The following is a 26,914-nucleotide window of genomic DNA, read 5'->3' on the forward strand; positions in this document are numbered from 1 at the left end:
CGTGAGTGAGAAACAGGGTTAGAACACTGTTTCTCACTCACGACGCGTCAGGCGAAGAGGCCGTCCATGCGTCCGCTGTGGCCCGGCAGCACCTTGCCCGCGTCGGTCGCCAGCACGTCCTCGACCAGGCTCGCGTAGACGTCCCGGAAGTCCGTGGTCAGCTTCAGGTCGCCGTCGTCGAGGTCGGTCAAGCTCGGCTCCGCGCCGTGGAAGCCGCCCTTCACGCGCGGTCCCAGGACGAACACCGGGCCCGCCGTGCCGTGGTCGGTGCCCTGGCTCGCGTTGGCCGTCACCCGGCGGCCGAACTCCGAATACACCAGCACCGTCGCCTGCTTGCCCCGGTCGGTCTTCGCCAGCCGCTGCGCGAACGGGGTCAGCGCGCCGTCCAGCTCGGTCAGCAGGCGCTGCTGGGTGCCGCGTTCGTCGGCGTGCGTGTCGAACCCGCCCAGCGACACCGAGTACACCCGCGTCGGCACGCCCGCTTCGATCAGCCCGGCGACGACGTCGAGCTGGGCGGCCAGCTCTCCCTTGCGGGGCTGCGTCTTCGCCTTGTCCTTTGTGGACCCGCCGAGGGTGGTGACCGCGCGGTGCAGGTCGTTCACCGATCGCGCCGCGCGTGCCTGCCAGAACCCCTCGCCGGCCTGTGCGGTGCCCAGTCCCTCGAAAGCCTTGCCCAGCGCGCCTTCCGGTAGCTTCAGCCCGCCGACCGGCATTGACGCGGCGGCGGTCCGCTCCCCGGCCAGCATCGGCGGCAGCACCGGGTCGACCGACACCGCGCGCAGCGGGTCGTCGCCGGTGGCGTCCAGCCAGCGGCCGAGCCAGCCGGTCGGCACCGACGTCTCCGGCGACGCGGTCTGCCAGATCGCCATCGACCGGAAGTGGCTGTGGTCGGGTTTCGGGTAGCCGACCCCGCGCAGCACGGCCAGCTGCCCGCCGTCCCAGAGGCTCTTGAAGCCCTTCATGCCCGGGTTGAGCCCGAGGCCTTCGCCGAGGTCGAGCACCTCTTCGGGCTTGTACGCCAGCTCGGACCGGGCGTTGACGTAGGCGGAGTCGCTCGCCGGGACGACCGTGTTGAGCCCGTCGTTGCCGCCGTAGAGCGTGACGACGACGAGCACGCCCGCGTCCGGGTCGAGCGGGTTCTCCCCGGCCGCCGACATGAGGTGGCCCCAGTCGACCTGGGTGGCCCCGGCGGCGAGCGCCGCCGCGGCCGTCACGCCGGTCGCGGTGAGGAACCGGCGTCGGTTCACCTGCTGCACGATCGTCACCCGCTCACTGCGTATTCGGGGGCACAAGCGGCCACTGTGGACAGTTGACGCACATTGCCGGCGACCCCCGCGAGCGCGGCGCGGGTCCGGTCGGACCAGGCGTCGACGCCGAGGAGGTCCCCGATGGCGGCGACCTTGTCGCGCGCCTTCGTCACCGCGCCGAGGTCGGCGTGCGCGGTGACCTCCTGCGCGAGGTGCAGCCGCGCGACGCCCGCGGACGTCGTCAGCCAGGCGCCGCCCGCCGCCCAGCCCCCGACGCTGGGTGGCTGGAACGGCACCTGGCCCATCCCGCGCAGCCCGGTCAGCAGCTGCGCGCGGGTCTTCTCGTCGAGCTTCGACGGACGGACACCGAGCGCGCGCAGCAACCCGGCCAGCCACTCGACCGGCTGCTTGACCAGCGACGTCGCGCTGTCGTGGAACGCCGGTTCGTCGGTGACCGCGCGCAGCAGCGCCCGGAGGTCGCGATGGCTCCCGTAGGCGGCGACCAGCCGGTTGAGGGCGTCGGCGGGCGGCGGGGTCGCGGACACGAGCCGGAACCACACGCGCCCCACGACGAACGCCGCGGATTCGGGCCGGCCGAGCACGAGGTCGGTGAACGACCGCGCGTCGAAGTCGCCGCTGGTGCCGAGGATCTTCTTGACGCCGTCGTCGTGGCGCTTCGCGACCAGCTGCGCGCCGTCGGCGTCGCGCTTGGCGGACCACCCGGTGAGCGCCCGCGCGGCTTCCCGGACGTCGTCCTCGGTGTAGTGCCCGACGCCGAGGGTGAACAGCTCCATGAACTCGCGGGCGAGGTTCTCGTTGGGCTTGCCCGCTTTGTTGCTGTTGCCGTCGAGCCACAGGAGCATCGCCGGGTCGACCACCATCGCGCGGGCCAGGTCGGTGAAGCTGCCGAGGGCGTGCTCGCGCTGGGTGCGGTTCTGCGCGAGCATCAGCCGCGGGCTGCGGACCTTCTGCTCACTCGTGGCGAAGTGCCCGTGCCAGAACCAGGTGAGCCGTTCCACCGACGCGACGTCGGCGGCGGCCATCCGGTCCAGCCACCAGCCGGCGGCCTGCGTCGCCTGGACCTGCACCTGCTTCTTCGCCTGTTGCTTCGCGGCCTGGTCGGCGTTCTTGCCGGGCTTGTCCGGCGGCGGGCCGAGGTCGGGCATCGGCGTCGCGGCCGCCCCGGCGTCCGGGCCGGTGCCGAGCAGCCGGTCGCGGGTCTCGGCGAAGCCCCGGTCGAGCTCCCCGGGCCGGGGCCCGAAGCCGAGCCGGTCGTGCAGCCGCCGGACGGCCGCGCGTTCGGAGAGGACCATGTCCCCGATCCTGCGGCGCGCGGGGTCGCCGCGGTGGGTGGGCGGGCGTTTCTTAAGCCGATCCACAGCCACGCCGGCCGGCGGGTGAGGCCGTAAAGTCGTCGTCGTGACGACTTCTCCCGATCCACCGCTCGCCCCGGACGAGCAGGTCGCCGCCGGCGGCGAACGCGAGGTGCTGGAGACGTTCCTGGACCTGTACCGGGGCATCGTCGTCCGGAAGGTGTCGGGCCTGTCCGCGGAAGCGGCGCGCCGGCGGCTGGTGCCGTCGTCGACGACGCTCGCCGGGCTCGTGCGGCATCTGACGTCGGTCGAGGGGGAGTGGTTCGCCGGGGTCTTGGGCGGGCGGCCCGTGGCCGGCGCGGCGGGCGACGGCTGGACCGTCGACGACGTGACCGACGTCGAGACCCTCGTCGCGGACTACGAACGCGCCTGCGCGGAGTCCCGGCGCGTGGCCGCGCGGTTCGCGCTCGACGACACCGTGCCGATGCCCCGGCTCGGCCGCGTTTCGCTGCGGTGGATCTACGTCCACCTGATCGAGGAGACCGCGCGGCACGCCGGGCACGCGGACATCCTCCGCGAGCAGAGCGACGGCGCCACCGGCTTCGACGGGTGACGGGGGAGCGGATGCGGATCAGCGACGAGGACTACCTGTGGTTCGCCGGCCGGGCCCTGGACGGGATGGCGGCGATCCTCGCGGAGCTCGGCGACGAGCGGGCCAACCGGCGGCCACCGCTGCCCGGGGCGAACACGCCCTACGCGATCGTCACGCACTGCCTCGGCGTGCTCGAATTCTGGGTCGGCTCGCTCGTCGCCGGCCGCTCGGTGCACCGGGACCGGGATGCCGAGTTCACGGCGTCGGGTCCGGTGAACGCCTTGGTCGAGCGGGTCGCCGTCGCCAAGGAACAGCTGCGCGCCGACCTGAAGGTGGCCGAGCCCGCCGAACCGCTGCGCGCGCCGGCGCCCGCCAAGTACGCGGACACCCCGGCGGGCCGCTCGCAAGGTGGTGCGCTGCAGCACGTCTACGAAGAGCTGGCGCAGCACCACGGCCAGCTCGAGCTGACTCGCGACGTCCTGCCTTAGAGCCGGTCGGCGAGCGTCTTCGCCAGGGTGGTGTAGACGTCGTCGCGGTGCTTGTGCAGGCAGATGTACGCGGTCCGGTTCTGGCCGTGGCTCCGCTTGCCGGTCATGACGAGTGCTTCGCCGGTGGTCACGCCGCAGAAGAACGCGCCGTCGCCGATTCCGGGGAGCGGCGTCACCGGTCCGGTGCAGTCCTTCTTGGCGTTCTCCATCATCTTGGGCAGGGAGTAGGAGCGGGCCGAGGCGATGATCCACAGGTCGGCCAGCCACGGGGACACGTACTTGCCTTCGTAGCGGCACTGGAACTCGGTGCCGGGCACGAAGGTCTTGTCCGGCGGTTTCTCGGTCGTGATGATGTCCTCGCTCGTCCCGAGCACCCGCTGCAGCTCCGCGGTACCCAGGAACGGGCAGGCCCCGGTGACCTTCGCGGGTGACGCCGGCGGTGTGAACTCCGGCGCGGACGGCTTCGGGGTGGTCACCGCGGTCGTGGCCGGCCGGGTGGTCGTGGGTGTCGCCGAGATGGCCGGCAGTGGCGGCGCGAGGGGCGTGCAGGCGGCGCAGGTCAGTGCCAGAACGGCCGCGAGCGCAGCCCCGGATCTCCCCATTTCGCCAATCTAGCCCCAAAACGGCGCTTCACCGAGGGGCGGAGCGAAGCGGGACCTCCCGGATGCGCCACGCCGCGACCGCCGCCAGCCCGGCGGCGAGCGCCGCGACGGTGAAGATGCGGGACATCCCGGTCGCCAGCGGGCCGGTGGCCAGCAGCGCGCCGAACGCCGACGTGCCGACCGCGCCGCCGATCGTGCGGAACATGGTCGTGTTCGCCGTCGCCACGCCGATCTCTTCGGTGGGCACGGTGTTCTGGGCGATCAGCGTCATCAGCTGCGTGCTCAGGCCGAGCCCGGTACCGACGAGCACAAGCGCGCCGCTGGTGAGCCAGACCGGGGTGCCGGCGTCGCCGGTGGCGAGCACCGCGCACCCCGCCGCCATCGCCGCCGCACCGATGATCGGGAAGCGCCGGTACCGGCCGGTCCGGCTGCTCACCCGCCCGGCCACCTGGGACGCGACGACGACGGTCAGGGTCATCGGCAGCAGCAGCGTTCCGGAGCCGGACGCCGACGCGCCCTGCACGGTCTGCTGGAACAGCGGGACGAACGTGATCGTGCCGAAGCTGACCACGCCGACGACGAAGATCACCGCGGTCGTCAGCCGGATGTTGCGCTCGGCGAACAGGCTCAGCGGCAGGACCGGTTCGCGGCTCCGCCGTTCCACCGCCACGAAAGCCGCGAACGCCACGAGCGTGATCGCCGCCACCACCCACGCCGGGCCCGTGCCGGTGGTGACCAGGAGCAGGCCGGTCACGGCGGTCGTGAGCAGCAGCGCGCCCGCGACGTCGAGGTGCACCCGCCGCCGGGGCGTCGGCGGCACCACCAGGACCACCGCGGTGGCCGCGAACACGACCACGCCGAGGGGGAGGTTGAGGTAGAAGTTCCAGCGCCAACCCAGAAAACTCGTCACCAGGCCGCCGAAGAGCGGGCCGCCGATCTGGCCGGCCGCCATCACGCTCGCCGTCAGGCCCTGGTAGCGGCCGCGGTCGCGAGGCGGGACCAGGACGCCGATCAGGGAGAGCGCGCCGACGGCCAGTCCGCCGCCGCCCAGGCCCTGGACCGCGCGGAACGCGATCAGCTGCGTCATGTCCTGGGCGAACCCGCACGCCACCGAGGCGACGGTGAAGAGCGCGATCGCGCTCAGGTGCACGCGTTTGCGCCCGTAGAGATCCCCGAGCTTGCCCCAGATCGGGGTCGAGGCCGCCGTCGTCAGGGTGTAGGCGGTGACGACCCAGGACAGCCGGTCGAGCCCGCCGAGCTGCCCGACGATCGTGGGCATCGCCGTGCCGACGACGGTGGTGTCGAGCATCGCGAGCAGCATGCCCAGCAGCAGCACGGTGAACGCCGCGCGCAGCCGCGCCGGGCTCATCGGTGCCGCGGCCGCGTCCGCGTGGGGTGGGGAGACGACCATGACGCCGCCCCTCAGACGCCGAGCACGAGATCGGCGACCCGGTCCGGCTGCTCGAGCTGCGGCTGGTGGCCCGCTTCGCGCACCACCGTGAACTCGGCGCCTTCGTCGTTCTCCCCGGCGAAAGCCGCCGCGAGAGCGCGGCCGTAGGACAGGTCGGCGATCCCGTCGCTTTCGCCCCAGATGACCCGTACCGGCATCCGCACCGATTCCAGCCGCGCCCGCAGGGCCGGGTCGTGCATGTACGGGTCGCCGGCGTAGCCGTTCAACGCGACGGCGTTGCCCTGCATCGCGGCGAGGCGTTCGGGCGGGAGGAGCGACGGGTCGAGCCGGAACCGGTCGGGGGAGTGGAAGACGTAGTCGGCGAGCTTGTCCGGCGGGATCGCCGACAGGTCGGTGATCGGGTGCCCGTCGACGGCGATCCCGACGGCGTCCAGCAGCACGAGCCGGCCGACGCGGCAGGCCGACGCGTCCCCGGCGTCGCGGGCCGCCTGCTCGTCGACGCCCATCTGCGCCGCGATCCACCCGCCGACCGAGTTGCCGGCGACGAGGACGCCGGTCAGGCCGAGCTCGCCGACCAGCTGCCGGAAGATCCGCGCCAGCGCGGGGACATCGGTGACGCCGGCGGCGGCCGGAGTGCCGTCGAAACCGGGGATGACCGGCGTGAGCACCCGGGTGCCGCGCGCCGCGAGGAGCGCGGCCAGGCCGGCCACCGAAGCCGGGCCCGCGCCGCCGTGCAGCAGCAGGACCGGCTGCCCGGCACCGCGTTCTTCGACCCGGACGACCACGTCGTCGTCGAGCCGGACGTCGGTGCTCACCGGCGTCTCGCTCGCGTAGGTCGTGGCCGGTTCCGTGTGGTAGCGGGCCATGATCTCGGTGATTTCGGTGCCCTGCGCGGGCCGTCCGGCCTCGGTGGCGAAGTCGCGCAGGTCGCGGAAGTACTGGACGTAGAGGTCCGGGGTGAACGTGTTGAGGACGACCGCGGGCTCGTCGCCCGGGTTCGCGAAGGTGTGCGGCGCGCCCGGCGGCACCATGACAAGGCTGCCGGCCGGCGCGTCGTGGGTCTCTTCGCCCACGGTGAAGCGGACCGTGCCGCGCACGACGTAGAAACCCTCGTCGTGCTGGGCGTGCCGGTGCTGCGGCGGGCCGGGCGTGTGCGGGGCGACGACGATCTCGCCGAGGCCCAGCCGGTGGCCGGTGGTGCTGCCGTCCTCCAGGATCCGCAGCTGGATCGGGCCCGTCAGGGTGATCTCGCCGTCTTCCGGCCCGACGATCGCGATGCGTGTCATTCCGCTCCTCATGAGAGTCAACTATCACGAAGAAGGTAAACCCTCATCTGGCGTTCGTGCAAGTGGACTCTTATGATGAGAGCTGGCTCAGATTTGAAAGGCGGCGACGATGGACGGCGGACGGGTCAACCAGAAGCGGCGGACGCGCAACGCGATCCTGGCCGCCGCGACCGAGCTCGTCCGGGACGGCCGGACGGTCACGATGCCCGAGGTCGCCAAGGCGGCGGAGGTGTCCGAGGCGACCGCCTACCGCTACTTCCCGGACCTGGCGAGCCTCCTGCGGGAAGCCGTCGCGGGGACGCTGTTCGACCCGGCCGAGGCACTCGCCCCGCTCGCGGACCGCACGGATCCCGTCGCCCGCGTCGCCGCCGCGACCGAGCACCTGCTGCGTCACGTCCTGACCCACGAGGGCGCGGTCCGCGCCATGATCGCGGCGACGATCACCCGCCCGGCCGACACGGTCGCCCGGCCCGGCCTGCGCTTCGGCCTCATCGAGGCGGCCCTGGCCCCGCCGGCCGAGCTGGGCGGGCTCGGCGGGCCGGAGCTGGCTCAGCTGAAGCGCGATCTCGCGGTCGTCATGAGTGCCGAGGCGTTGTTCGGGCTCACCGATCTCCAGGGATTGGCCGCCGGGGATGCCGTGACGAGCATCGTCCACACGGCGAGCGTGCTGACGCGTTCCGCGCTCGAGGGGTGAGGCGGCAACCCCCGGCTGGTCGCGGCGGGGCTCGCAACCTCCGGGCGGCGTACTCTCGGACCGTGCAGATGCCGACACGGCGCGAAAGCGAGCCGTCTTCGCCGGTTCGCGGCCACGGGTGCCGCCGGCCGGCCGGGGAGCGCGGGCCATGACCGCCGACCCGGTGACCGCCCGCCGGGGCCACGACCACGCCGCCGTCCGCTACGGCTCCGACGCCGAACTGCTCGCCGTCGCCGTCCCGTTCCTCGAAGCCGGCCTGGCCGCGGGCGAGCCGACCCTCGTGTCGCTGGACCCGGACCGGACCGAGCTGGTGCGCCGGGCCCTTTCGCCGTCGGCGCAGGTGCAGTACCTGGCGCCCGCCGACGTCTACGCGCGGCCCGCCGCCACGATCCGGTCCTACCGCGAGCTGATGGCCGGGTTCGTCGCCGAGGGCGCCCGGGACATCCGCGCCCTGGGTGAGCTTCCGCGCGTCGCGATCGACACGTCGTGGGACTGGTGGGCCCGCTACGAGGCCGCGGTCAACCACGCCTACGACGACTTCCCGTTGCGCAGCATCTGCGCCTACGACACGCGGACCACCCCGCGGCACGTGCTCGACGACGTCGCCCGCACGCACCCGTTCCTCGCCGCGCCCGGCGGCGGGCGCCTCGGCAACGCCGGCTTCGTCGACCCGCGCGCCTTCCTGGCCGGTCCGCGGCCGATGGCGCCGCACCCGATCCAGCACACCGCCCCGCTCGCCGAGCTCCTCGACCCGCTGCCGTCGGCGGCCCGGCGAGCGGTCCTCGACGTCGTCAAGACCGACCTGCCCGCCGCCGAGATCGACGACCTCGTGCTGGCGGTCAGCGAGATCGTCGACAACGCGTTGCGCCACGGCCGGCCGCCGGTCGCGCTGCGGATCTGGGCGGACGCCGACCACGTGGTCGTGACCGTGCACGACGCCGGCGAAGGCCCCGGCGACCCGTTCGCCGGCCTGCTCCCGGCCGGCCGCCACATCGGCGGCCGCGGGCTGTGGATCGCGCACCAGGTCTGCGACCAGGTGATCCTTCACCGCGACGAGACGGGCTTCACCGCCCGCCTCACCGTCGGGAACGCCTGGCTCCGCCGCGCGGACTGAACCCCCGGCTCACCGGTTCGCGGAGACCCGGTGGGGGCGGGGCGGGTGCGTCGCCCCGCCGTAGTGGGTGGCCCCGAGCGTCACGGCGGCGACGAGCACGGCGGCGCCGGTGACGGTCAGGATGCGCGCCGGGGTGCGCAGCCGCGGTCGCGGGCCAGGGATGTCGGCGCCGGTGTGGGACAGCTTCGCCGTGGCCCACCGGTAGCCCTGCGCGAGGGCGAACACCAGGGTCGCCCCGATGATGAAGAAGTCCGCGACGTTGAAGGTGTACTTCCCGACCGGAACGAAGTCGATGGCGCCGCGGACGCTGCCCGGCGCGGTGAGGTGGTGCAGCCCGAGGCGGTCGAGCAGGTTGCTGGTCCAGCCGCCGATCGCGAGCGCGGCCGGAGCCCGCAGGAGCACCGGGTGCCGGCGGCGCAGGAGGAGCAGCGTGGCGGCGGTCAGCGTCGCGCTCCCGGCGAGGTCGAGCACCGCCCCCGTCACCGGACCGGCGTACCAGGCGCCGACGACCGGCCCGACCAGCGGGTTTCCGCCGAAGTTGATGTGCGCCCGGGGCACTTCGCGCCAGGCCCACGCTTTGGTCACCTGGTCCGCGATGATGACCAGGACCAGGGCGAACGCCGTCCAGGGCGGCCGGGAGACCGTCGCGCCGAGACCGGTTGCTTCGAGCCGGATCGTTCCGGCGGTGCCATCACGGGTCATCGCTTCTCACCGCCCGGGCCCAGGCGACCACGGGCCGTGGCCCGGACGGGCGGCGACGGGGCTGCGTGGATTCGCGGGGTTGGGGAATACCCCACCGGCGACGTCGTCAAACCCCGGGTGCGGAAGCGCTTCTGTCCATTGTGGACCCGCGGGGGTGGCTCAGCCGGCGGTCTTGATCAGTGGCGCGTCCCGGGAAAGCTCCCGGAAGCCGACCCCGAAGTACAGCCCGCGGGCCCGGGGGTGGCCCGGCGCGCCGAGGCAGGCGACCGTCGCGTGCAGCGCACCCGCCGCCCGGGCCCGGTGCATCCCGTGCAGCATCATCGCCCGGCCGAGCCCGAGGCGCCGGTGGTCCGGGTGCGTCCCGACCGGCTCGAACTCGACGGTCTTGTTCACCTCGTCGAGCCACAGGATCGCCGAGGCCGCCATCGTCCCGTCCGGTGCTTCCACCAGCACGTGCAGATCGCCGCGATAGGCCGAGGTCCGCCGGACTCCTTCGTAGCTCGCGAGCGTGTACGCCGAGGGAGTCCAGCCGGCCAGGTGGGCCTCGACCGCGGCCGCCGGCCCGGCTTCCTCCGCGGTGCGGAAGCGGAATCCCGCCGGCAGCACCGGTTCCTCGATCTCGGCGAGGTCGCGTTCGTTGAGCTGGGTCCACGTCCCGTTGTCGCCGAGGGCACCCGGGTCGGTCTCGTAGCCGTGCGCCGCCCAGCGCTCCAGCGCGAACTCGTCGGCCGCGCCCGGCAGCACCGCGCGCTCGACGTCGCCCGCCGTCGCGTCGAACCAGGTGATCACATCGTCGATTAGCCCGGCGTGGTCGGGGTGGACTTGGTGCACCAGGGACGCGTCGGTGACGTCCTTCACGGAACCGTCGTTGCGCCGCACCCGGCGCGGGAGCTGGGCCCAGCCCCACGCCACCAGCTCACCGCCGGAAAACCACAGCCGGCGCGGCCAGGTCGCGTTGTGGTCGACGTGCCCGCGGCCCCAGTTCCAGGCGAGCTCGCCGTACGACGCGTCGCCGTTCACCAGGTCGGGCCGGGTGGCGGTGATGCGCTGCGCCAGGCTCTGCATGAGCTCGACGTCCTCGGCGGTCAGCAGCTCGACGTTCCCCATGGTCGGTCACTGTGTCAGGACCCCGCGGAGCCGTCGAATCGATTTCGGGCGGGGCTGCCGGCGCTCGGGTGGCGAGTCAGGGCGGGTGGCGCGGCGGTTGTCTTGAATGAGTCATTCAGGACCTGTGCGGTCCTGAATGACTCATTCAAGACAGTGGTTTCGAGTGGGCCGGTGCGGGAGACTTCGCTGCCGAGCTGCCCAGCCGATTTTCGGGGGGAGCTACCGGCGCTCGGGGATGCCCGCGAGGACCGCGCCGAGGCTCGGCAGCCAGCGCTGCTGCGGATCCGGGGCCGAGAGCCACTCCGTCGCCACGTCCACCCGGTGCGCGCCGACCGGGAGGGGGAGCAGTGTGCCCCATGCGAGCACGTCGACGTTCCGGGGCAGCGCCGAGCGCGGCGGGATCAGGCCGTCGGTCTCCGCGAGGAGGGCCACCCGGGGGCCGTGCTGGGTGGGGAGGTGCATGGCCGGGCCCTGGCAGCCCGTCGCCGCCAGGCGGGTCAGGACCGGGCCGGCGCTGAGCTTGGGCAGCGTCACCGCGCAGATCCCGTTCTCCAGCGCCAGGAACGGGTGGACGCCGCGCCACTTCACCGGCCAGCCGAACAGGCGGCCGTAATAGGCGTCGACCCGGTCGACGGGCGTGGTGGTGCTCGTCGGCACCTGCTGGTCGAGCGACATCGTCGGCGCCTTTCCACGGGGAGGGGTGATTTAGTCAGCCTAACGGCACTCAGTGCCGCTAGCAAGTGCGGCTGCTACCGTCCGGCCATGACGGATTCGCCGCGCCGCACGCCGGCCACCCGGGTCGGGGCGACCCCCGCGGGCCGGCGGCAGCTGCGCCGCGCCCTCGCCTCGGCGGCCGTGGACCTGTTCGCGGCCAACGGCTACGAGGCCACCACGGTGGACGACATCGCGGCCGCCGCCGGCGTCGGGCGCCGCACGTTCTTCCGGTACTTCGATGCCAAGGACGACGTGCTCTTCGCCAACCACGACGAGATCGTGGCGGAGATGGAGGAGGCCTTCGCCGCCGCCGACCCGGGCCGCGACCCGGTCGAGGTGGCGTGCTCCGCGGTCGGCCTGGTGCTCGACTCCTACGCCACCGACCTCGACGTGTCGCTCAAGCGGTTCGCCCTGACCCGCACGGTCCCTTCGTTGCGGGACAAGGAGGTCGCGACCGTCGACCGCTACCAGCGGGTGCTCGCGCGCTACCTGCAGGCGCGCTACGAGGAGCAGGGCGACGAGACGGCGAGCCTGCGCGCGGCCGTCGCCGCCGCGGCGATCGCGGCCGCCAACAACCATGTCCTCCGGCGCTGGCTGCGCACCGGCGGCACCGGCGACATCAAGGCCACCGCGGCCGAGGCGTTCGCGCTGGTCGTCGACGCGTTCCGGGCCCCGCGCGGCGACGAAGCCACCGTGGTCGCGGTGCTGACCACGGCGACGCCCCTGCGCGAGGTCGTCGCCCGGGTCGGCGAGGTCCTGCGCGGCTGACCAGCGGTGGCACTGAGTGCCACGCCGCTCGGGTGCGGGCTACACTCGATCGGTGGCGAAGCGGAAGAAGGTCAAGCCGACGCCGTTCCCCGAGACGAACGGCGGCGTTCCGTTCAACGCCTCGGGCGTGGTGCGGACGGGGTCCCGGCGCTTCACCTTCGTGGACAACAAAGACTCCACCGCCTTGTTCGAAATGACGTTCGACGCCGATCTGGCCGTGGTCGAACGGATCCACCGGCGCCGGCTGGCCGGCGCGAACGGGCCGGGCGATCCCGAAGGCCTCACCCGCGTCGACCTCGACGGCGACCCCATTCTCATCGTCGCCTCTTCCTTGTCGGTTGCGGCGAACGGCAAAGGACAGCGGATCAACGACGGCCTGGTGCGCGTCCGGTACCGCCCCGACGGCGACCTGCCCGCCGAAGCCATGACGGGGTTCCGCGAGTGGCTGCTCGCGCACGTGCCCACGCTCGCCGAGGCCGGCCGGCTGGAGCCGGACGCGGGCGGGCTGAACGTCGAGGGCCTCGCCTGGGACGCCCACGCGGGCGCCCTGCTGTTCGGCCTGCGGGGACCGGCCGTCCCCGGCCGTGTCGCCCTGGTCCGCGTCCCCGTCGACGTGGGCGGGAAGTGGACGACCGAGTCGCTGGGGCCGCCCGCCGTGCTGTCGGCCGGAGTCCCTCGATCGACGGGCATCCGCGACCTCTCCTGCGACGCGCGAACCGGCGGGCTCCTGCTGCTGCTCGGCCGGTCGGCCAGCCACGACGACGCGCCGTTCCGGCTCGCCACGTGGGATCCCGGCGACGAAACGGTCCGGCCGCTCGACGTCACCTTCCATCGCAGCGCGAAGCCGGAAGGCGTCACGACGTTCTCTATCGGCGACGAGCGGCGGATCCTCATCGTCGACGACGACGGCGGCTACGCGGTCCTTTGATTCAGGAGAAGTACAGTTTCGACGCGGCGACGTCCTGGACGACCCGGGGCCGGCCGGTGGGCGTGGGATCGGTGCCGAAAGCCGCACCGGCGCCGGTCCGGACGCTCGTCAGCGTGAAGAAGCCGCTGAAGCCGAAGGGATCGTCCGGTGGGTCGATCGCGGTGACCGAGAACTCCTCGCCGTGGTCGGCATTGTCCGCCGCGCGCGTGCCGAGCAGCTGGTGGCCCTGGGGCGACGCCGTCGTGCTCGCGTGGAGGAACCGGCCGGACCCCTTGCCGGCGAGCGACTTCCCGGTGCCGAGAGCGTCGAAGCACCACAGATCCGCTTCGTCGACGTCGGCGGGCCGAAGCCGGTGGATGACTTCGAAACTCCCCGGGTCCGCCGCGACGGGTTCGGTGCGGCTGGCGTGCATGCACTCGTTCGTGACGTCTTCGCGGACGTACGCGCCCTCGGCGCCGGGCAAGCCGCCGCAGAGGTAGCCGGCGGACGTGGCGAGCCGGAGCTGCTTGCGGACCGTGGTGACCTGCGCGGGCACGTCGGGCACCCCGAGTCCGGTCAGCACCGCCGCCATCCGCTCGAGCAGCGGCTTGAGCACCGTCTCCTGGGTCCGGTGGCCGAACACGCTGTCGCGGTAGGCGCGGATCTGGCCGATCAGCTGCGCGCGGCGGCCCGCGTCGTCGCGCACCAGCCGGGCGAGCAGCCCGGCCGTGTCGAGCCGGAAGTGCCGGGCGGGCTGCAGGGTCTGGTCGAGGCCCCACGGGATCATCTTGAACTCGACGTCGTCCACGCCGGGCGCGGCGACGGCCTTCACGTCGTTGTACACGTAGGTGTTGTTGGTGTTCCGGGAATAGCCGTCCCAGTGCTTGAGGAAGAACTCCATCGCGTAGACCTTGACGAACTGGTCGAGGTCGAACACCTGGCTCGCGCCGGCCAGGCCGTGCGCGGCGATGTGGTCGATGGCGAGCCGCAGGTCGGCCTTGTCCTCGAACTTCGACAGCGATTCCACGCCGATGAAACCGAACCGCTTGTCGACGAAGTCGTCATTGTGCTCGAGCTCGTACAGGTTGCCGTCCGGGTTGCCGAAATTGCGCTCGATGTAGCGCGGCATGATCGGCTCGACGTTCACGAAGACACCCGGGGCGGTGACGCCGGCGACGCCTTGGCCGATCGGGGTGCCGTTCACGAGCACCCGGGCGAAGTTGCCGCGGGAACGGGGCAGGCCGGCGAGCTCGAAGAGCCGGTAGCCCAGCAGCTGCCGGACGTAGGAGGCGTCCTGGACCGAGTTGTTGAGCGTCAGGTACCGCGACCCGATCAGCTTGTTGATCGGTGACTTGTTGGCGTCGAGGAACTTCCCGAAGTCGATGTGCAGGCAGGGTTTGTCGCTGTTGATCGACCCGCAGAACGACTTCTTCTTGATTCCCACGTCGGAAAAGCTCGTGCGGGCCGGGAACTTCGTCCCGGATATCTCGACCGACGCCTTCCGCCAGGTGTAACGGCTGCCGCCGGCCCAGTCGAAGTTGCACACGCCGCCGGCCGGCTGCTCGGTGCGCACCGCGTCCCAGTCGGCCTGCGGCAGCACGATATCGATCGTGAGCACATTGTCGATCTCGTAGAGGGAATCGAGTGCCCGCTGTTCCTGATCGCCCATCCCGTCAGTCTACGACCGGTTTTCCCGCGGCGGACCGGAAGAAATTCAGCGGGGAATTTTACGATCACGCCGCTTTTCGTGGATTGCTCACCCGGCCCGGGGCGGGTGGACGGCCGTGATGCCGGCGAGGATGAGGTCCACCCCGGCGAGGAACTGCTCGCGGTCGTCGTGCCCGCGCAGCTCGGCCGCCACCGACCGGGTGAACGGGTACTCCTCCGGGTCCAGGTCCTCCCAGGCGTTCGCCACCGCGTCGAGGAACTCGGTGCGATTCGCCTGGGGTATCGCGATCCGGGCGTTCGCCGCGTTCTGCCCGGCCGCGCCGAGGATGTAGGTGACCAACGCCGACGTCGTCGTGAACCGGTGGCCTTCGGGTACGCCCAGCGCGTGGACCGGACGGCCGACGGCTTCGAAGATCCGCGGGGTCACCGAGCCGCGCGAGAGCTGCAACGCCAGCTGCGTGGCCAGCCAGGGGTGCCGGTCGATCGCGTCGAACAGCCCGAGTGCGACCGCGCGGACCTCGTCGCGCGGGGAACCGGTGGCGCCGGTCGTCAGCACGGTGGCCAGGACGCCGTCGGTGGCGGCGTCGAGCAGCTCGCCCTTGTTCGCCACGTGCCAGTAGATCGCCCCGGCGCCGGTGGCGAGGCGTTCGGTCAGCGTCCGGAACGTCAGTCCGGCCTCGCCGCTCGTGTCGAGCAGTTCGATCGCCGCTTCGACGATGCGTTCGCGGCTGAGGGCCTCGGTGCGGCGGCGGGTGCGGGGTGGCATGCCTCATCTTGACATACCTGGAACGCTGTTCCAATATGGAATGGCATTCCAGACCACGAAGGAGTCATCATGAACGTCACGATCATCGGCGCCGGGCTCGGCGGCCTCGTCCTCGCTCGCGTCCTGCACGTCCACGGCGTCCCGGTCACGGTGTACGAGGCCGAACCGTCCCCGGCCGCCCGCAAGCAGGGCGGCCTGCTCGACATCCACACCCACACCGGCCAGGTCGCCCTCGAGGCGGCCGGCCTGACCGGCGAGTTCCGCGCGCTCGTCCTGGAGGGGCACGAGGCCACCCGGGTCCTCGACCGCGACGGCACGGTCATCCACGACGAGCCCGACGACGGCACCGGAGGCCGTCCCGAAGTGCCACGCGGCGAGCTGCGGCAGCTCCTGCTCGACTCGCTCCCGGACGGCACCGTCCACTGGGGGCACAAGGTCACCGGCGTCCGCGCGCTGGGCGACGGCCGCCACGAGGTCACTTTCGCGGGCGGCACCACCGTCACCGCCGGCCTGCTGGTCGGGGCGGACGGCGCCTGGTCGAAGGTCCGGCCGCTGCTCTCCGGCGCCGTCCCCGAGTACATCGGCCGCTCGTACGTCGAGACCTTCCTGTACGACGGCGACACCCGGCACCCGGCCGCCGCGAAGGCGGTCGGCGATGGGTCCCTGCTGGCGCTCGCCCCGGGCAAGGGGATCCAGGCCCACCGCGAAAAGGGCGGCACCCTGCACACCTACGTCGCGCTGACCGAGCCGGTGGAGTGGTTCGGCGACTTCACCGACGCGGCCGCCGCGATCGAGCGGACCGCGCGGGAGTTCGAGGGCTGGGCCCCGGAACTCACCGCGCTGATCACCGACGGCGACACCCCGCCGGTGCTCCGTCCGCTCTACAGCTTGCCGGTCGAGCACCGGTGGGACCGCGTGCCGGGCGTGACGCTCGTCGGCGACGCCGCCCACCTGGCGGCCCCGAACGGCGAAGGCGCGAACCTCGCGATGCTCGACGGTGCCGAACTCGGCCGGGCCTTGGCCGCGCACGACGACGTCGAGGCCGCCTTGGCCGAGTTCGAGCAGGTGATGTTCGCCCGGGCCGCCGAGGCGGCCGCCGACGGCAACGAGCTCCACGAACTGCTCTTCGGCGACGACGCGCCGCACGGCCTGGTCGCGATGTTCCGGGGGTAGTGACCGAGGTCAGGCGCCGTCGTGGGCGTCGGTCATCAGGTCCGCCAGGTCCTCCGGCGCCAGGAACGACGGCGGGGGCGGCGGGCCCCACGCGTAGAGGCTCTTCTCGCCGGCGACGACGCGGGGCTCCCAGAGCTGGTCTTCGAGGATGCAGTCGATGTCGGAGTAGTACTCGGAGAAGTTGCCCGCGGGGTCGCGCAGGTACCAGAAGAAGTTCGAGCCGATGTGGTGCCGGCCCAGGCCCCAGGTGTGGCGCTCCGGGTGGCCTTCGAGCATCGCGGTGGCGCCGCGGCCGACCTCGTCGACGTCGTCGACCTCCCACGACGTGTGGTGCAGGAAGCTCACCGGTGCCTGCTGCACCAGCACGTTGTGGTGGTCGGTGGAGCAGCGCATGAAGGAGGCGAAGCCCGGGGCCTCGTCGCTGACCTTGAACCCCAGTCCCTCGGTGAAGAACCGCTGCGTCGCGGCCTGGTCGGTGGAGCCGAACACGACGTGGCCGAGCTTGCGGGGCCGGACCGCGGACTCGCGGTCGATGCCGGGCGCGCGGGTGTTCGCCCGCCGGGCCGCACCGGGGCCGTTGTAGACCACCGGCTCCGGCGGTTCCTGGCGGATCCGCGGCGCGACCGACACGACGACGTCGAGCCCGGTGACCGGGTCCTTCGTGTGCAGCGCATCGCCGTCGATGCGGCTTTCGACGTCGAGGCGGGCCAGTGACGCGGTGATGCGGCCGAGGTCGTCCGGGTCGTCGGCGCCGATGCCGAGGGTGAGCAGCCGGCGGTGCGGGGTCCGCCGGAGCTCGAGCTGCTCGCCGCCGTCGGCGGTGGCGAACCCGGACGCGGTCGGCGTGAGGCCGAACTCGGTGTAGTACTTGGCGGTTTCGTCGACGTCCGGGACGCCGATGGCGATCTTGGTCAGGCGGTGCAGGCTCATGACGGGTTCCCTCCGGTCAGACGAGCGGGGTGATCTGGTCTTCGCGCCCGAGCAGCGCCTTGCCGTAGACCTCGTAGTTGACCGTCGGCGCGGCGATCGCGTGCCGGGCGGCCACCGCGGAGTCGCGCCAGATCCGCTGCAGCGGGTTGACGTCGGCGAAGCTGCCCGCGCCGTGCGCCGAGAGCAGGACGTCGATCGCGCGGGTGATGTTCTCGACGGCCCAGCCGGTGTCGGCGCGGGTCCGGGCGCGGGCTTCGACGCCGGGGTACGTGCCCGCCGCCGACGCCGTGTCGATGTCGTCGGCCGCGCGGTAGGCGTGCAGGTGGGCGGTGTCGATCCGCATCGCCGCTTCGGCCAGCTGGAGCTGGAAGGCGACGGAATCCGCCTGGGTCGCGTAGGTCGTGTACGAGACCGGCTTGCGGGAAGCCTTCTCCTTGACCAGCTTCAGCGCCTTGCGGCCGAGGCCCAGCTGCGGCCCGGCCAGCACCAGCGTCAGCACCGGCACGAGCGCGGCGCGGAAGAGGTCTTCTTCGGGCTCGCCGTTCGCGTACTGCCCGCCGATGGCCGGCGGCACGGACATCACGCGGTGTTCGGGCACGAAGACGTCGTCGGCGATCAGGCAGTTGGAGCCCGACGAGCGCATCCCGGCGACGAACCAGGTGTCCTCGAAGCCGAGGTCGGTGCGGGGGAGCAGGGCCATGCCCTGGTCCACGACCTCGCCGCGCTCGTCGGTCAGCGGGATGCCCAGGGCCGACCAGTCGGCGTGCCACGAGCCGGAGTTGTAGTACCAGCGCCCGGTGACGCGCCGGCCACCGTCCACTTTGGTCGTCTCGGCGGTCGGGGCGAGCACGCCGGACACCTTCGCGTCCGGGTTCGCGCCCCAGATGTCGTCCTGGGCCTGCCGGCTGAAGAGGCCCGCGAGCCACGCGCAGACGTTGCTCAGCGCGACGACCCAGGCCGTGCCGCCGTCGGCTTCCCCGACCGCGGCCGAGACGTCGAGCATCGCGCGGACCGGCAGTCCGTACCCGCCGTAGCGGCGGGGCTGGGCGATCTTGAACGCGCCGACCTCGGTGAGCGCGGCGATGCTCTCTTCGACGACCCGCCGGTCGGCCTCGCCCTGGGCGGCGTTCTTCTCCAGCAGCGGCTGGATGTCGGTGATGCGGGCGAGGAGCTGTTCGAGGGTGGGCGCGGGCTGTTCGGTCGCGAGGGTCATGACGGCGTTGTCCTTTCCGGGCGGGTCAGCGGGCGCAGGCGGCGATCTGGTCGGTGATGAGCGGGCGCGGCCGCGCGGCGAAGCGGGAGTGGGTGCCGAACGTGCGGTGGGCGTACACGAGCGGCGGCAGGTCGGTCCGGCCCAGGTCGGTGACCAGGCCGAACAGCAGGAGGTGGTCGCCGGCCTCGACGACGCGGTCGAGGGCGCAGGCCACCCAGCCGGCGGCGTCGCGCAGCCGGGGCAGCCCGCGGTCGGCGAACCACGCCGTCTCGCCGCCGAAGCGGTCGGCGCCGCGGGTGGCGAACCGGACGGCGAGGTCGTCCTGGCCCTGGCCGAGCAGGCTCACCCCGAACCGTCCCGCGTCGAGGACCTCGGCCAGCAGCGCCGAGCGCCGGTCGAAGGCGACGCTCACCAGCGGCGGGTCGAGCGAGAGCGAGGTGAACGAGCTGACCGTCGCGCCGTGCGGGCGGCCGGTGGCGTCGCTCGTCGTGACGACCGTGACCGGGGCGCAGACCGCGGCCATCACGGCGCGGAACCGGTGTCCGTCCACAGTGGTCATGACGGCTCCGTGAACCGGTGGCGCATCGTGCCGATGCCCTCGATCGTGGTCACGAGCTCGTCCCCGGCGGCGAGGAACCGCTGCGGGGAGCGGGCCATGCCGACGCCGGAGGGCGTGCCGGTGAAGATGACGTCGCCGGGCCGCAGGGGCAGGATCGCCGACAGCCGCGCGACGATCTCGGGCACGGAGAAGATCAGGTCGCTGGTGCGGCCCTTCTGCACGGACTCGCCGTTGACCGCGCAGCCCAGCTCCAGGTTGTCGCGGTCGGCGAACTCGTCCGGCGTGACCAGCCACGGCCCGGTGGGCCCGAAGCCGGGTGCGGACTTGCCCAGGCTGAACTGCGGCGCCGGGCCGGCCAGCTGCACCGTCCGGTCCGAGAGGTCCTGGCCGGCGGTCAGCCCGGCGATGTGGTCCCAGCCGCGCTCGGCGGAGACGGTGCGTGCTTCGCGGCCGATGACGGCGACCAGCTCGACCTCCCAGTCCACAGTGGACCCGGTGAGCGCGACGTCGCCGTGCGGGCCGGTCAGGCAGCTGGGGAACTTCGTGAACACGGCAGGCGAATCGGGCAGGCCGAGGCCGGACTCGGCGGCGTGGTCGCGGTAGTTCAACCCGACGCCGAAGACCTGGGCCGGAGTGGGGGAGGGCGCCCGCAGGTCCGCTTCTTCGAACGCGTCGGCGTCGAACGCGTCGGCGTTGCCCGCCCAGGCGGTGAACTCGTCCCACCGGGCGTAGACGGCGTGGGGGTCGGCGGAGAAGCGCTGCCCGCTGGCGCGCTCGACGTCGACGGCGCCGCCGGAGGTGAGCAGGACGAGCCGGCCGGCGAGGTTGGCGATCCGCATCGAGATGCCTTTCGGTCGAGGAGCCCCGACGCCGTGATCCCACTCGGCCGCGTCCCCGGATCGGTGCCGGGGCGGCGAGGTGCGTCGGTGTCCCCATACTCTGCCCGCGATATCCGACTGTCAAGACAAGAATCGATTCTTGTGCGAAGAGTGTGTTATCGTCTCGGCATGGCGAAGAGAGCGGGTGGCGAGAGCCTGGCCGTGTCGGTGTACCACCGGCTGCGCTCGGCGATCCTCAATGCGGAACTGGCCCCGGGCGAGCGGGTCAAGCCCGCCGAGCTGAGCGCGGAGTTCGAGGTCAGCCTCAGCGTGGTGCGCGAGGCGCTGGGGCTGCTCGCCGCCAAGGACCTCGTGCAGGTGGACCGCAACCGCGGGTTCCGGGTCACGCCGCTGTCGCTGCAGGCGCTGACGGACCTGACCGAGGCCCGCGCGATCAACGAGGGCTCGGCGCTGCGGCTGTCGGTGCGGCGCGGCGGCGTCACGTGGGAGTCGGAGGTGCTGGCCGCGCACCACCGGCTCGCCGGGCAGCCGATGATCCTGCCCGGGCCGCCGATGCGGCGCAACGAGGAATGGGCCCGCGCGCACCTGGAGTTCCACCACACGCTGATCAAGGCGTGCGGCAACGTCGTGCTGCTCGACATCTGCACCCGGCTGTCCGACGCGGCCGAGCTCTACCGCGCCTGGTCCGGCCCCGGAGGGGAGGAGCGCCACCGCGACGTCGCGGGCGAGCACCAGGGCTTGGTGGACGCCGCATTGGCGCACGACGCGGACCTGGCCGTCGCCCGGTTCGAGGCGCACGTCAACCGCACCAAGGAGATCCTGATGGAGTCGAGCTTCAGCGCCGAGCCGGCCTCGTGACGGCGGCCGACGTCGCCCAGCTGGTCCTGCGCGAACGGCAGGGCCGGGATCGTGGCTGGTGGGACCGGATGGGGGCCTGCTACGCACCGGGTTCGGCCGTGCGGCTGAGCTGGTTCCGGGGCAGCGGCGAGGAGTTCGTCGCCCGCTCGCGGGAGATGGCCGGACGCGGCGACGTCACCCGCCACCGGCTCGGGCCGCCCGTCGTGGACCTCGACGGGGACCGCGCGATCGCCGAGATGTCCGCGGCGATCGAGCTGCGGACCGTGCTCGACGGCGTCGAAGTCGACCTCACGTCCTACACGCGGCTGCTCTACCGGGCCGAAGTCCGGAGTGGACGGTGGCTGATCACCTCCCTGGATCCGGTCTACGAACGCGACGTCCTCGCGCCCGTGCTCCCGGGAACCCCGGTGCCGCTGCCCTCGCTCGGGGGTCTGCGCCCCTCCTACCGCTTCCTGGCGCACGTGTTCGGCCGGCGCGGGTACCCGATCGCCGACGACCTCTACGGCGACGACCGCCCCGCCGAGGTCGCCGGGCTCTACGACTCCCTCTTCACCTGGCTGCCCGGAAAGGCATCATGACCAAGACCGCCCTGACCGGTGTCCGCGTCTTCGACGGCGCCGGTCTCACCGAACCCACCACCGTGGTCGTCGACGGCGCGCTGATCGGCACCGACGTGACCGGCGCGGAAGCCCTCGACTGCGCCGGCGCCACTCTGCTGCCCGGGCTCTTCGACGCCCACGTCCACCTGCTCACCCCGGACGACCTGCGTGCCCTCGCCGCCCACGGCGTCACCACGGCGCTCGACATGGCGTGCTGGCCGCGCGAGCGCGTCGACTCGTTCCGCGGTCAGGTACCGGACATCCGCAGCGCCGGTGTGCCGGCGATCGGGCCGGGCGGCAACCACGCGAAGATGCCCGGCATGCCCGAGGAGGCGATCCTCACCGCGCCCGGCCAGGCCGCGGAGTTCGTCGCCCGCCGCGTGGCCGAAGGGGCCGACTACATCAAGGTCGTCGTCGAGGGCGACCTGCTCGACCAGGCCACGATCGACGCCGTGGTCGCCGCGGGCCGGGCGCACGGCAAGCTCACGGTCGCCCACGCGTCGTCAGTCGACGCTTACCGGCGCGCGGTGCGGGCGGGCGCGGATGTGGTCACCCACGTCCCGCGCGACGGCGTCCTCGACGCCGGAACCGTGTCGGCGATGGCCGGGCAGGGGCAGGTCGCCGTGCCCACGCTGACGATGATGGCCGCGCTCACCACCAAGCTCGGCGCCGACGGCTACGCGTTCAGCCGGGACTCGGTCACCGCGCTGCACGCGGCCGGCGTGCCGATCCTCGCGGGCACCGACGCGTTCTCCGCACCGATGCTGCCCTTCCCGGTCGTCCAGGGGGCGAGCCTGCACCAGGAACTGGCGCTGCTGGTCGAGGCAGGACTGTCCGAAACGGACACTCTGCGCGCCGCGACCGACCTGCCCGCCCGGTACTTCGGCTTGCCCGACCGCGGCGCCGTGCGCGAAGGACTGCGGGCGGACCTCGTGCTCGTCGACGGCGACCCGGCCCGGGACATCACGGCGACCGCCAAGATCCGGCGCGTCTGGGCCGCCGGAGAGGTGGTCGCGTGAGCGGGCTGGTCGACGTTCACGCGCACTTCCTCACCCCGGAGTACGTCGAGGCCGCGGTCGCGGCCGGGCACGGCTCGCCGGACGGCATGCCGGGGTGGCCGACGTGGGACGCGTCGCAGCACCTCGAGCTGATGGACCGCTGGGGCGTCGAGGTCTCGCTGCTGTCGATCTCTTCGCCGGGGGTCCACTTCGGCGATGACGCCGCCGCGCGACGGCTCGCGCGGCAGGTCAACGACGTCGGTGCCGAGGTCCGCCGGGCGCACCCTGATCGGTTCGGGCACTTCGCGTCGCTGCCCCTGCCCGATGTGGACGGTGCGCTCGCCGAGCTGGCGTACGCGGCCGACGAGCTGGGCTGCGACGGCGTGACGATCGAGACCAACGCCGGCGGCCGCTACCCCGGCGATCCGGCGTTCGCTCCACTGTGGACGGAGCTGGCGCGCCGCCGGACCCCGGTGTTCGTCCACCCGACGTCCCCGCCGCACGCCGAGGCGATCGCGCTCGGCCGGCCGCGGCCGATGCTGGAGTTCCTCTTCGACACCGGCCGGGCCGTGAGCGACCTGGTCTTCACCGGGACTCTGCAGCGGTACCCGGGCATCCCGTGGATCTTCACCCACGGCGGGGGAGTGCTGCCGCTGCTGGCCGATCGCCTGGAGCTGTTCCGCACCGCGTTCACCGGGGACGCCGGCGGGCCGACGGTCCCCGGGCAGCTCGGCGAGCTGTGGTTCGACATCGCGGGAACGCCGTTCCCGCGGCAGGTCCCGGCGGCCGAGCGCGCGTTCGGCACCGGCCGGCTGCTGTACGGCAGCGACTTCTGCTGGACCCCGCCGGCGGCGGTCGACGCGCAACTGGCGAGCATCGACGCGGCCGCGCAGCCCGCGGGCACCACCTGGCGGGAGCTCACCACCCGCAACGGCGCCCGGCTCTTCCCCCGGCTATCGCCTGCCTAGAGCCGTTCGCGGCCGGTGCGGAAGAACGCCGTGATCTCGCCGTCGAGTTCGCGCACGGGGCGGGCGGCCCCGAACGGCGCGTCCCAGAACTCGCCCTCCCGCGGCTCGAACGGGCCGACGTAGGCGTAGGGCTCGCCCAGGTAGCCGTCGCCGGGGGAGACGCCGTAGTTGACCTCGTCGAGGGTGATCGCGACGTCGAAGTGCTCGGGCCACAGCACCGGCGTGACGTCCGGGGTGAACTCGCGCAGCGCCCGGTCGCCATCGGCGAAGGCTGCCAGCAGGCCTTTCAGCGCGTCCGCGTCGAAGGTGATCGTCTCGCCGGGCCGGACACCGGGACCGCCGGAGTAGACACCGGCGGGCTCGCCCGCCTCGAGCCCGGCCTCCGCCGCGACGTCGGCATAGGTCCGCCCGGCCAGCGGCACCCGGGCCGAGTCCGTCACGAGTCCGGCACCTTCGACGCGCAGGGCGGGCCCGGCGACGGTCGCGAATCCGCCCTCGGCCACCCGGAGCTCGATGCGCCCGGTCGCGCGGTGCTGCGGGCCCGCCAGCAGCAGCTCCGCGACGCCGTGCAGTGACCGCCTGGTCGGTTCCCAGTCCATCCGAACTCCTCGTGTAACGCCCGGGAGGGTTCCGGGCACTGAGCCTGCCGTCGAAGCAGTGTCCCCGAACCCTGGAGGCGTTACATGGCGGAGAACGGCTGGCACCGGGTCGACCCGGCCGACGTGCCCGCGGACGGCCGGGTCCGCAGCGTCACCGTGGACGGCCGCGGCGTCGCCCTGTCGCGCTGCGGCGCGCGGCTGGGCGCGTTGGAAAACCACTGTCCGCACCAGGGCGGGCCGCTCGGCGAAGGCTCGATCGAGAAGGGCTGGCTGCGCTGCCCGTGGCACGGCTACGACTACGACCCGGTGACCGGGCAGCCGCCCGAGGGGTTCGGGGACGCCGTCGCCACCTACCCGGTCGAGGAACGCGCGGACGGCGTGTTCGTCCGTCTGCCGGACCCGGCGCCGCCGGCGCGGACGGTCGCCGACGTCCTGGTCGAGACGCTCGTCGCCTGGGGCGTGCGGCACGTCTTCGGCATGGTCGGGCACTCGAACCTCGGGTTCGCCGAGGCGCTGCGGCGGGCCGAGGCCCGCGGCGAGCTGACGTACTTCGGGATCCGGCACGAGGGCGCGGCGGCGTTCGCGGCGAGCGCGTACGGCAAGCTCACCGGACGGCCGGCGGCGTGCTTCGCGATCGCCGGGCCGGGTTCGACGAACCTGCTGACCGGGCTCTACGACGCCAAGCTCGACGGGGCGCCGGTGCTCGCGATCTCCGGGCAGGTGCCGTCGAAGGTGCTCGGCCGCGGCGCGTTCCAGGACGTCGACCTCTCCGCGGTGTTCCGCGACGTCGCCGTGTCCACCACGACCGTCCACAGTGGAAGCGACCACGGCGAGCTGGCGGCGCTGGCCGTCAAGCACGCCCTCGACCGGCGGGGCGTCGCCCACCTGGTGCTGCCCGACGAGGTGCAGGTGCAGCCGAGCGACGCGGAACCGTCCACACCGGACGGCCGGCGCGCGGGCCGGGCCGGGCCGCCCGGAGCCGCCGCCGTCACCGCGGCGGCCGCGCTCGTGCGCAACGCGCGGCGCCCGGTGTTCGTGGTGGGGCACGGCGCCCGCGACGCAGCCGCCGAGGTCACCGCGCTGGCCGAGCGCCTCGGCGCCCCGGTCCTCACCACGTTCAAGGCCAAGGGCCTGGTGCCCGACACCCACCCGCTCGGCGCGGGCGTGCTCGGCCGCAGCGGGACGCCGGTGGCCAGCTGGCTGATGAACGAAGCCGACGTGCTGGTCGCCGTCGGCGCGTCGTTCAGCAACCACACCGGGATCGCCGCCTACAAGCCGATCCTGCAGATCGACGACGACCCGGCCGCGATCGGCCGGTTCGACGCGGTCACGACGTCGCTGCTCGGCGACGCGCGGCTCGCCCTCGACGCGCTCGTGGCCGAGCTGGGGGAGCCGAAGGCCGAGGACCAGCGTGCCGACGTCGCCGCCCGCTGGGCGATCTGGCGCGCCGAGAAGGCCCGCCGGGTCGCCGACGACCGCGGCCGGGGCGTGTCGGCCGCGGCGGTGTTCGACGCGCTGTCCCGGCACCTGCCCGCCGACGCCGTGGTCACCGTGGACGTCGGCAACCACGCCTACTCGCTGGGCCGCTACCTGGAGTCGAAGGGCCAGCCGGTGCTGATGTCGGGCTACCTCGGCTCGATCGGGTTCGGCTACCCGGCGGCGCTCGGCGCGTGGGCGGCCGCCCCGGACCGGCCCGTCGTGGCGGTCACCGGGGACGGCGGGTTCGGGCAGTACGCGACCGAGCTGACCACCGCCGTCAAGTACGGCATCCCGGTCAAGCACGTGCTGCTGAACAACAACGCGCTCGGCAAGATCAGCAAGGAGCAGCTCGCCGGGGACTACCCGGTGTGGCAGACGTCCCTGGTCAACCCGGACTGGGCCGCCTACGCCGAGCTCTGCGGCGCCACCGGGATCGCCGTCACCGGGCGCGAGCAGCTGGACGAGGCCATGGCCGCGCTGTTCGCCGCCGAAGGACCCACCCTGCTCTGCGTCGAACAGGACGCCGAACTCCTCTGAAAGGACGACCATGCCCAGCTATGACGACCTGCGTGCCCTGTTCGTGAACTGCACGCTGAAGCGCTCGCCCGAGCGCAGCAACACCGAAGGCCTGATCGACGTCAGCCGCCGGATCATGGAGAAGAACGGCGTCGGCGTCGAAGTGCTGCGCGCCATCGACCACGACATCGCCACCGGCGTCTGGCCGGACATGACCGAGCACGGCTGGGCGAGCGACGAGTGGCCGTCGATCTACGAGAAGGTGCTCGCGGCGGACATCCTGGTGCTCGCGGGACCGATCTGGCTGGGGGACAACAGCTCCGTCACCAAGCTGGTCATCGAGCGGCTCTACGCCTGCTCACACCTGCTCAACGACGCCGGGCAGTACGCCTACTACGGCCGGGTCGGCGGCTGCCTGATCACCGGCAACGAAGACGGCGTCAAGCACTGCGCGATGAACGTCCTCTACAGCCTGCAGCACCTCGGCTACGCGATCCCGCCCCAGGCGGACTCGGGTTGGATCGGCGAAGCGGGCCCGGGACCGTCCTACCTGGACCCCGGCTCCGGCGGCCCGGAGAACGACTTCACCAACCGCAACACCACGTTCATGACGTGGAACCTGCTGCACCTGGCGAGGATGCTGAAGGACGCGGGCGGCATCCCGGCGCACGGCAACCAGCGCAGCGAGTGGGACGCGGGCTGCCGGTTCGACTTCGTCAACCCCGAATACCGCTGAGCGTCGCGGTGTGCCCGCCCGCGGGGCCGGGGTGGCCGTAAGGTGTCCGTCATCTTTTTCCGCCCCCG

The 26,914-nt window shown here is 72.9% G+C and carries 28 protein-coding genes; 13 read left to right on the forward strand and 15 right to left on the reverse strand.

Annotated elements, in window-relative coordinates:
* Window positions 1-47: 47 nt before the first annotated feature.
* Both QQ657_RS47055 and QQ657_RS47060 read right to left on the reverse strand, forming a co-directional pair.
* A complete protein-coding gene (locus QQ657_RS47055) occupies window positions 48-1,265 on the reverse strand; it encodes a DUF1501 domain-containing protein (RefSeq protein WP_284748930.1) in 1,218 nt (405 codons plus the stop codon).
* Window positions 1,262-2,560, reverse strand: coding sequence for a DUF1800 domain-containing protein (locus QQ657_RS47060; RefSeq protein ID WP_284748931.1), 1,299 nt, complete (start codon window positions 2,558-2,560; stop codon window positions 1,262-1,264). Before QQ657_RS47060 ends, QQ657_RS47055 begins: the two co-directional genes overlap by 4 nt.
* A 106-nt stretch (window positions 2,561-2,666) precedes the next feature.
* Between QQ657_RS47060 and QQ657_RS47065 the strand changes: the two genes are divergently transcribed.
* Both QQ657_RS47065 and QQ657_RS47070 read left to right on the forward strand, forming a co-directional pair.
* Window positions 2,667-3,173, forward strand: a complete 507-nt coding sequence (locus tag QQ657_RS47065; RefSeq protein ID WP_284748932.1) for a DinB family protein — start codon at window positions 2,667-2,669, stop codon at window positions 3,171-3,173.
* An 11-nt stretch (window positions 3,174-3,184) separates the two neighbouring features.
* Entirely contained in the window at window positions 3,185-3,640 is a 456-nt protein-coding gene (locus QQ657_RS47070) for a DinB family protein (RefSeq protein ID WP_284748933.1), read from the forward strand.
* Here the strand turns inward: QQ657_RS47070 and QQ657_RS47075 are convergent.
* From QQ657_RS47075 to QQ657_RS47085, 3 genes are read right to left on the reverse strand one after another with little or no spacing between them, the layout of a single operon-like run.
* Window positions 3,637-4,242, reverse strand: a complete 606-nt coding sequence (locus QQ657_RS47075) for a hypothetical protein (protein WP_284748934.1) — start codon at window positions 4,240-4,242, stop codon at window positions 3,637-3,639. The genes QQ657_RS47070 and QQ657_RS47075 overlap by 4 nt on opposite strands.
* 28 nt (window positions 4,243-4,270) lie before the next feature.
* Window positions 4,271-5,653 (reverse strand): MDR family MFS transporter, encoded by a 1,383-nt coding sequence (locus tag QQ657_RS47080; RefSeq protein ID WP_284748935.1) that lies wholly within the window; start codon window positions 5,651-5,653, stop codon window positions 4,271-4,273.
* An 11-nt stretch (window positions 5,654-5,664) separates the two neighbouring features.
* Complete coding sequence (locus QQ657_RS47085) at window positions 5,665-6,939, reverse strand: alpha/beta fold hydrolase (RefSeq protein ID WP_284748936.1); 1,275 nt, start codon at window positions 6,937-6,939, stop codon at window positions 5,665-5,667.
* 109 nt (window positions 6,940-7,048) lie between these two features.
* On the opposite strand from QQ657_RS47085, the gene QQ657_RS47090 reads away from it, so the two are divergent.
* Both QQ657_RS47090 and QQ657_RS47095 read left to right on the forward strand, forming a co-directional pair.
* The gene (locus QQ657_RS47090; protein WP_284748937.1) at window positions 7,049-7,633 is read left to right on the forward strand and encodes a TetR/AcrR family transcriptional regulator; all 585 of its coding nucleotides are present in this window, start codon (window positions 7,049-7,051) and stop codon (window positions 7,631-7,633) included.
* 148 nt (window positions 7,634-7,781) lie between these two features.
* Entirely contained in the window at window positions 7,782-8,747 is a 966-nt protein-coding gene (locus tag QQ657_RS47095) for an anti-sigma factor RsbA family regulatory protein (RefSeq protein ID WP_284748938.1), read from the forward strand.
* A 9-nt stretch (window positions 8,748-8,756) separates the two neighbouring features.
* Here QQ657_RS47095 and QQ657_RS47100 read toward each other — a convergent pair whose 3' ends face one another.
* The 3 genes from QQ657_RS47100 to QQ657_RS47110 all read right to left on the reverse strand — a co-directional run bounded on the left by QQ657_RS47100 (window position 8,757) and on the right by QQ657_RS47110 (window position 11,231).
* A complete protein-coding gene (locus QQ657_RS47100) occupies window positions 8,757-9,449 on the reverse strand; it encodes a signal peptidase II (protein WP_284748939.1) in 693 nt (230 codons plus the stop codon).
* Window positions 9,450-9,608: 159 nt separating this feature from the next.
* Window positions 9,609-10,556 carry a GNAT family N-acetyltransferase gene (locus QQ657_RS47105; protein WP_284748940.1) on the reverse strand — a complete coding sequence of 316 codons (948 nt, stop codon included), beginning with the start codon at window positions 10,554-10,556 and terminating at the stop codon, window positions 9,609-9,611.
* 219 nt (window positions 10,557-10,775) lie between these two features.
* A complete protein-coding gene (locus QQ657_RS47110) occupies window positions 10,776-11,231 on the reverse strand; it encodes a glycogen operon protein GlgX (protein ID WP_284748941.1) in 456 nt (151 codons plus the stop codon).
* A gap of 87 nt (window positions 11,232-11,318) precedes the next feature.
* Here QQ657_RS47110 and QQ657_RS47115 point away from each other — a divergent pair, with 87 nt between their 5' ends.
* Both QQ657_RS47115 and QQ657_RS47120 read left to right on the forward strand, forming a co-directional pair.
* Complete coding sequence (locus QQ657_RS47115) at window positions 11,319-12,038, forward strand: TetR family transcriptional regulator (RefSeq protein ID WP_284748942.1); 720 nt, start codon at window positions 11,319-11,321, stop codon at window positions 12,036-12,038.
* A 52-nt stretch (window positions 12,039-12,090) separates the two neighbouring features.
* Window positions 12,091-12,966, forward strand: coding sequence for a hypothetical protein (locus tag QQ657_RS47120; RefSeq protein ID WP_284748943.1), 876 nt, complete (start codon window positions 12,091-12,093; stop codon window positions 12,964-12,966).
* Between the two features lies 1 nt (window position 12,967).
* On the opposite strand, the gene QQ657_RS47125 is transcribed toward QQ657_RS47120, so the two are convergent.
* Together QQ657_RS47125 and QQ657_RS47130 are read right to left on the reverse strand one after the other, a co-directional pair.
* Complete coding sequence (locus tag QQ657_RS47125) at window positions 12,968-14,614, reverse strand: CotH kinase family protein (RefSeq protein ID WP_284748944.1); 1,647 nt, start codon at window positions 14,612-14,614, stop codon at window positions 12,968-12,970.
* Window positions 14,615-14,701: 87 nt separating this feature from the next.
* Window positions 14,702-15,379, reverse strand: coding sequence for a TetR/AcrR family transcriptional regulator (locus tag QQ657_RS47130; RefSeq protein WP_284748945.1), 678 nt, complete (start codon window positions 15,377-15,379; stop codon window positions 14,702-14,704).
* A 69-nt stretch (window positions 15,380-15,448) separates the two neighbouring features.
* Between QQ657_RS47130 and QQ657_RS47135 the strand changes: the two genes are divergently transcribed.
* Entirely contained in the window at window positions 15,449-16,552 is a 1,104-nt protein-coding gene (locus tag QQ657_RS47135; RefSeq protein ID WP_284748946.1) for an FAD-dependent oxidoreductase, read from the forward strand.
* A 9-nt stretch (window positions 16,553-16,561) separates the two neighbouring features.
* Here the strand turns inward: QQ657_RS47135 and QQ657_RS47140 are convergent, their stop codons facing one another.
* The 4 genes from QQ657_RS47140 to QQ657_RS47155 are packed head-to-tail and all read right to left on the reverse strand — an operon-like array spanning window position 16,562 to window position 20,093.
* Window positions 16,562-17,482: a VOC family protein gene (locus tag QQ657_RS47140; RefSeq protein WP_284748947.1), complete on the reverse strand. Its 921-nt coding sequence runs from the start codon at window positions 17,480-17,482 to the stop codon at window positions 16,562-16,564.
* A 16-nt stretch (window positions 17,483-17,498) separates the two neighbouring features.
* Window positions 17,499-18,695: an acyl-CoA dehydrogenase family protein gene (locus QQ657_RS47145; RefSeq protein ID WP_284748948.1), complete on the reverse strand. Its 1,197-nt coding sequence runs from the start codon at window positions 18,693-18,695 to the stop codon at window positions 17,499-17,501.
* Between the two features lie 25 nt (window positions 18,696-18,720).
* On the reverse strand, window positions 18,721-19,254 hold the full coding sequence (locus tag QQ657_RS47150) for a flavin reductase family protein (RefSeq protein WP_284748949.1): 534 nt from the start codon (window positions 19,252-19,254) through the stop codon (window positions 18,721-18,723).
* Window positions 19,251-20,093 carry a fumarylacetoacetate hydrolase family protein gene (locus tag QQ657_RS47155; protein ID WP_284748950.1) on the reverse strand — a complete coding sequence of 281 codons (843 nt, stop codon included), beginning with the start codon at window positions 20,091-20,093 and terminating at the stop codon, window positions 19,251-19,253. Before QQ657_RS47155 ends, QQ657_RS47150 begins: the two co-directional genes overlap by 4 nt.
* 168 nt (window positions 20,094-20,261) lie before the next feature.
* Here QQ657_RS47155 and QQ657_RS47160 point away from each other — a divergent pair, with 168 nt between their 5' ends.
* The 4 genes from QQ657_RS47160 to QQ657_RS47175 are packed head-to-tail and all read left to right on the forward strand — an operon-like array spanning window position 20,262 to window position 23,516.
* Entirely contained in the window at window positions 20,262-20,951 is a 690-nt protein-coding gene (locus QQ657_RS47160; protein WP_284748951.1) for a GntR family transcriptional regulator, read from the forward strand.
* Window positions 20,948-21,529 (forward strand): nuclear transport factor 2 family protein, encoded by a 582-nt coding sequence (locus QQ657_RS47165; RefSeq protein ID WP_284748952.1) that lies wholly within the window; start codon window positions 20,948-20,950, stop codon window positions 21,527-21,529. The genes QQ657_RS47160 and QQ657_RS47165 overlap by 4 nt, the downstream gene beginning before the upstream one ends.
* Window positions 21,526-22,569: an amidohydrolase family protein gene (locus QQ657_RS47170; protein ID WP_284748953.1), complete on the forward strand. Its 1,044-nt coding sequence runs from the start codon at window positions 21,526-21,528 to the stop codon at window positions 22,567-22,569. The genes QQ657_RS47165 and QQ657_RS47170 overlap by 4 nt, the downstream gene beginning before the upstream one ends.
* A complete protein-coding gene (locus QQ657_RS47175) occupies window positions 22,566-23,516 on the forward strand; it encodes an amidohydrolase family protein (protein ID WP_284748954.1) in 951 nt (316 codons plus the stop codon). Before QQ657_RS47170 ends, QQ657_RS47175 begins: the two co-directional genes overlap by 4 nt.
* Here QQ657_RS47175 and QQ657_RS47180 read toward each other — a convergent pair.
* On the reverse strand, window positions 23,513-24,115 hold the full coding sequence (locus QQ657_RS47180) for a hypothetical protein (RefSeq protein ID WP_284748955.1): 603 nt from the start codon (window positions 24,113-24,115) through the stop codon (window positions 23,513-23,515). The two genes, QQ657_RS47175 and QQ657_RS47180, sit on opposite strands and share 4 nt — an antisense overlap.
* 84 nt (window positions 24,116-24,199) lie before the next feature.
* Between QQ657_RS47180 and QQ657_RS47185 the strand changes: the two genes are divergently transcribed.
* Together QQ657_RS47185 and QQ657_RS47190 are read left to right on the forward strand one after the other, a co-directional pair.
* Window positions 24,200-26,131, forward strand: coding sequence for a thiamine pyrophosphate-binding protein (locus QQ657_RS47185; RefSeq protein ID WP_284748956.1), 1,932 nt, complete (start codon window positions 24,200-24,202; stop codon window positions 26,129-26,131).
* A 10-nt stretch (window positions 26,132-26,141) separates the two neighbouring features.
* A complete protein-coding gene (locus QQ657_RS47190; RefSeq protein ID WP_284748957.1) occupies window positions 26,142-26,846 on the forward strand; it encodes a flavodoxin family protein in 705 nt (234 codons plus the stop codon).
* Window positions 26,847-26,914 lie beyond the last annotated feature (68 nt).

The organism is Amycolatopsis ponsaeliensis, assembly GCF_030182635.1.
Classification (GTDB): Bacteria; Actinomycetota; Actinomycetes; order Mycobacteriales; family Pseudonocardiaceae; genus Amycolatopsis; species Amycolatopsis ponsaeliensis.